The following is a 3,735-nucleotide window of genomic DNA, read 5'->3' on the forward strand; positions in this document are numbered from 1 at the left end:
CCTGCACGTCGCGCGCGGTCCGCGCCTCGACGGCCGGGGCGGCTGGCGCCGGGCGCTGGCGCAACCAGTCGCTGTAGCCGCCGATGTACTCGCCGACGACACCGTCGCCTTCCATCGCCAGGGTCGAGGTCACGACGTTGTCGAGGAAGTCGCGATCGTGGCTGACCAGCAGCAGCGTGCCCGGATATTCGGCCAGCAGTTCCTCCAGCAGTTCCAGGGTTTCAACGTCGAGGTCGTTGGTCGGCTCGTCCATCACCAGCAGGTTCGACGGCTGCGCGAACAGCCGCGCCAGCAGCAGGCGGTTGCGCTCGCCGCCGGACAGGCGCGTGATCGGCGCCCGCGCACGCTCGGCGGTGAACAGGAAGTCCTGGAGATAACCGACGACGTGTTTCTGGCGGCCGTTGATGGTCACCGACTCGCGGCCTTCGGCGACGTTCTCGATCGCGTTCCAGTCCTCGCGCAGCGTCGCGCGGTACTGGTCGAAATAGGCGACCTGCAGGTTGCTGCCCTGGCGCACCTCGCCGGCGGTCGGCACCAGTTCGCTCAGCAGCAGCTTGAGCAGCGTGGTCTTGCCGCTGCCGTTGGCACCGACCAGGCCGATGCGGTCGCCGCGCAGGATGGTGGTGGAGAAATTCCGGATGACGGGGTCGCGCCCGCCCGGATAGGCGAACGAGACATCGCGCGCCTCGATCACCTTCTTGCCCGACGCCGCGCCTTGCGCGACTTCCATGCGCACGTTGCCGGCGAGCTCGCGGCGCTGGCTACGCTCGCGGCGCATCGCTTCCAGGCGCCGCACGCGGCCTTCGTCGCGGGTCCTGCGCGCCTTGATGCCCTGGCGGATCCAGGCTTCCTCCTGCGCCAGCAGCTTGTCGAAGCGCGCGCTTTCCTGTTCCTGCGCATTCAGCCGCTCCTCGCGACGCCGCTCGTAGTTGGCCCAGTCGCCCGGCCAACTGCTCACCTGGCCGCGGTCGATCTCGACGATGCGCGTGGCCAGGGCGCGCAGGAAGCGGCGGTCGTGGGTGACGAACACCAGCGCGCCTTTCCAGGCCTTGAGGAAGCCTTCCAGCCACTCGATCGCCTCGATGTCGAGGTGGTTGGTGGGCTCGTCCAGCAGCAGCACGTCCGGTTGCGACACCAGGGCGCGCGCCAGCAGCACCCGGCGCTTGAGCCCGCCCGACAGCCCGGCGAACATCGCGGCGCCGTCCAGCGACAGCCGCCCCAGGGTTTCACCGACGCGCCAGGCCTCGTGGCCGTCCAGGCCGGCGCCGACCACTTCGGCCACGCTGCCCTCCAGTCCCGCCGGCACTTCCTGCTCCAGCCGCGCCACCCGCACCCCGCCCTGCAGGCGGACCTCGCCGTCGTCGGGATGCAGTTCACCGGCGAGCAGCTTGAGCAGGGTCGACTTGCCGGCGCCGTTGCGGCCGATCAGGGCGACGCGCTCGCCCGGGTCCAGGGCGAGATCGACGTTTTCCAGCAGGAGGGGGCCACCGACACCGTAGTCGACGCCCTGGAGGGTGAGCAAAGGCATGCGCCAATTGTAGGGTGCGGGGCTTGAATGCCGGCGCGCCCGGCGCATAATCGCTGCGCGTCACCACCGTCAACCGCTTCAGCACCCGAGGAATGTCGCCGTGAGCAAGGGCATGGACCAGAAGAAGCAGGAAAAGAAGAAGCCGGAGAAGACGCTGAAGGAAAAGCGCGCCGCCAAGAAGGAAAAGAAAGCCGGCAAAGAGCCGGCTTTCTCTTGTTCATCGGTGCCGGTTCAGTAGCGGTAGCCGCCACCGTAGTCGCGCACGTTGCGCACGACCTGGATCCGGGTGGCCCACAGGCGGCCGCCCGATCGTACCGCCTCCACTTCGACCTCGTCCCCGCGCTCCAGCCCCGTGACCGGATAGCGCTGGCCCTGGTAGTACAGCGCCGTGTTGTTGTCGAAGTACACCTCGACCCGGGATCGCTGGTAGCCGCGGGGATCGCCGGCCACGAGCAGCAGCCGCCCGGAGCGCGGATCCACGCCTTCCACGGTGGCGATGAAGCGTTCGCTGCCCCGGCGGTCGCCATAGCCACCCGCACCGCCGGGGTAATACGGATCGTTGTTGCCATAGCCGTTGCCAGGGCTTGTTGCGCACCCGGAAAGCGCGAGGCAAGCCGCCAGCAAGGACGGAACGAGCAGCCGGGGTCGGTACATGGCCGATCTCCTTAGGGGAGGCGTCCACCTTCGCGGCAACCCGGTGAATGCAGCGTTTATCGCCGCGGCAGCGTTCAGGAACTGCAGGACAGCATCGAACAGCCTGCGCGGTCGCGCGCCCAGTCGGGCCGCCGCGCCGCGAACGCCTCCTTGCCCGGTTGCTCGTCGTAGGGGCGTCGCATGACTTCGAGCAGTTCCTCGACGCCCCCCATGTCCCCGGCCTCGGCGCGATCGATCGCCTGCTGCGCGAGATAGTTGCGCAACACGAATTTCGGATTTGCAGCCTGCATGGCTGCGCGCCTCGCGCCGGCGTCGCTGCCGTCGGCAATCACCCTGGCGCCATGCCGCGCGAGCCACGCCATCAATGCGGGTTCGGTCGCCGCGCGTTTCGCATCGTCGTAGAACGCCCCCGCCAGCGGTGGCGCATCCGGGGCATCGGGATCCACGTCGGCCAGGCCGCGGAAGAACAGGGTCATGTCGGCCTCGGCCGAATGCAGCAGCGCCTGCAGGTCGCGCATCAGGTCGACGTCTTCGTCGCGGCAATCGGCCAGGCCGAGCTTGGCGGCGATGTTGCCGCGCTCGGCGGCCAGGAAGGTCGCCTCGTAGCGATCGAGCCCGGCCTGCAGCGCGGCGGTGTCGGCGAACAGCGGCGACAGCGCCTGCGCCAGGCGCACCAGGTTCCAATGCGCGATCCTGGGCTGCCATCCGAAGCGATAGCGGCGCCCCTGCGCGTCGGTGGTGTTGGGTGTCCAGTCGGGGTCGTAGTCGTCGATCCAGCCGTAGGGGCCGTAGTCGATGGTGAGCCCGAGGATGGACATGTTGTCGGTGTTCATCACGCCGTGCACGAAACCGACCCGCATCCAGTGCGCGACCACGACGGCGGTGCGTGCGCACACTTCAGCGAACCATGCGGCGTACAACGCCTCGCCCTCGCCGCCCAGGTGCGGGAAGTCGCGGCGGATGCAGAAGTCCGCCAGCCGGCGCAACAACGGCACGTCCCCGCGCGCATACGGCAGCTCGAAGCTGCCGAAGCGGAGGAACGACGGCGCCACCCGGCATACGACGGCCCCGGGCTCCTCGCGCGGGTGGCCGTCGTAGAACATGTCGCGGACCACGGCTTCGCCGGTCCCGACCAGGCTCAGCGCCCGCGTGGTCGGGATGCCCAGGTGGTGCATCGCCTCGCTGCACAGGAATTCCCGGATCGAGGAACGCAGCACCGCGCGCCCGTCCGCGCGGCGCGAATACGGCGTAGGCCCGGCGCCCTTGAGCTGCAGTTCCCAGCGGGCGCCCTCCCGGTCGACGACTTCGCCCAGGCTGATCGCGCGTCCGTCGCCGAGCTGTCCTGCCCAGTGCCCGAACTGGTGGCCGCCATAGTTGGCGGCGAACGGCTGCATGCCCGGCATCAGCGCATTGCCGCCGAACACCCGTGCGAACCCGGGCGAGGCAATGTCGGCGTCGCTGAAGCCGAGCCGCGCCGCCATTTCGGCCGAATGCGCGAGCAGGCGCGGCGCGGGCACGGGCGTGGGCATGACCGGCGACCACGCCGCGCCATC

Annotated in this window: 4 protein-coding genes; 1 reads left to right on the forward strand and 3 read right to left on the reverse strand. The window is 69.6% G+C overall.

Annotation, left to right across the window (positions count from 1 at the left end):
- Window positions 1-1,528 (reverse strand): ATP-binding cassette domain-containing protein (locus QAA18_RS12625; protein ID WP_279413434.1); only part of this gene is annotated, 1,528 nt, incomplete at its 3' end.
- Between the two features lie 100 nt (window positions 1,529-1,628).
- On the opposite strand from QAA18_RS12625, the gene QAA18_RS12630 reads away from it, so the two are divergent.
- The gene (locus tag QAA18_RS12630; protein WP_279413438.1) at window positions 1,629-1,766 is read left to right on the forward strand and encodes a hypothetical protein; all 138 of its coding nucleotides are present in this window, start codon (window positions 1,629-1,631) and stop codon (window positions 1,764-1,766) included.
- Here the strand turns inward: QAA18_RS12630 and QAA18_RS12635 are convergent.
- Both QAA18_RS12635 and QAA18_RS12640 read right to left on the reverse strand, forming a co-directional pair.
- A complete protein-coding gene (locus QAA18_RS12635; protein WP_279413436.1) occupies window positions 1,760-2,182 on the reverse strand; it encodes a hypothetical protein in 423 nt (140 codons plus the stop codon). The two genes, QAA18_RS12630 and QAA18_RS12635, sit on opposite strands and share 7 nt — an antisense overlap.
- Window positions 2,183-2,256: 74 nt before the next feature.
- On the reverse strand, window positions 2,257-3,735 hold a 1,479-nt coding region (locus QAA18_RS12640; protein WP_279413437.1), incomplete at its 5' end, for a YdiU family protein.

Source organism: Luteimonas sp. 8-5 (assembly GCF_029763755.1).
Taxonomy (GTDB): domain Bacteria; phylum Pseudomonadota; class Gammaproteobacteria; order Xanthomonadales; family Xanthomonadaceae; genus Cognatiluteimonas.

What these genes read in the sequence shown, in the direction of transcription:
- QAA18_RS12635 (WP_279413436.1), bottom strand. Translation starts at nt 2,182, where the DNA reads ATGTACCGACCCCGGCTGCTCGTTCCGTCCTTGCTGGCGGCTTGCCTC.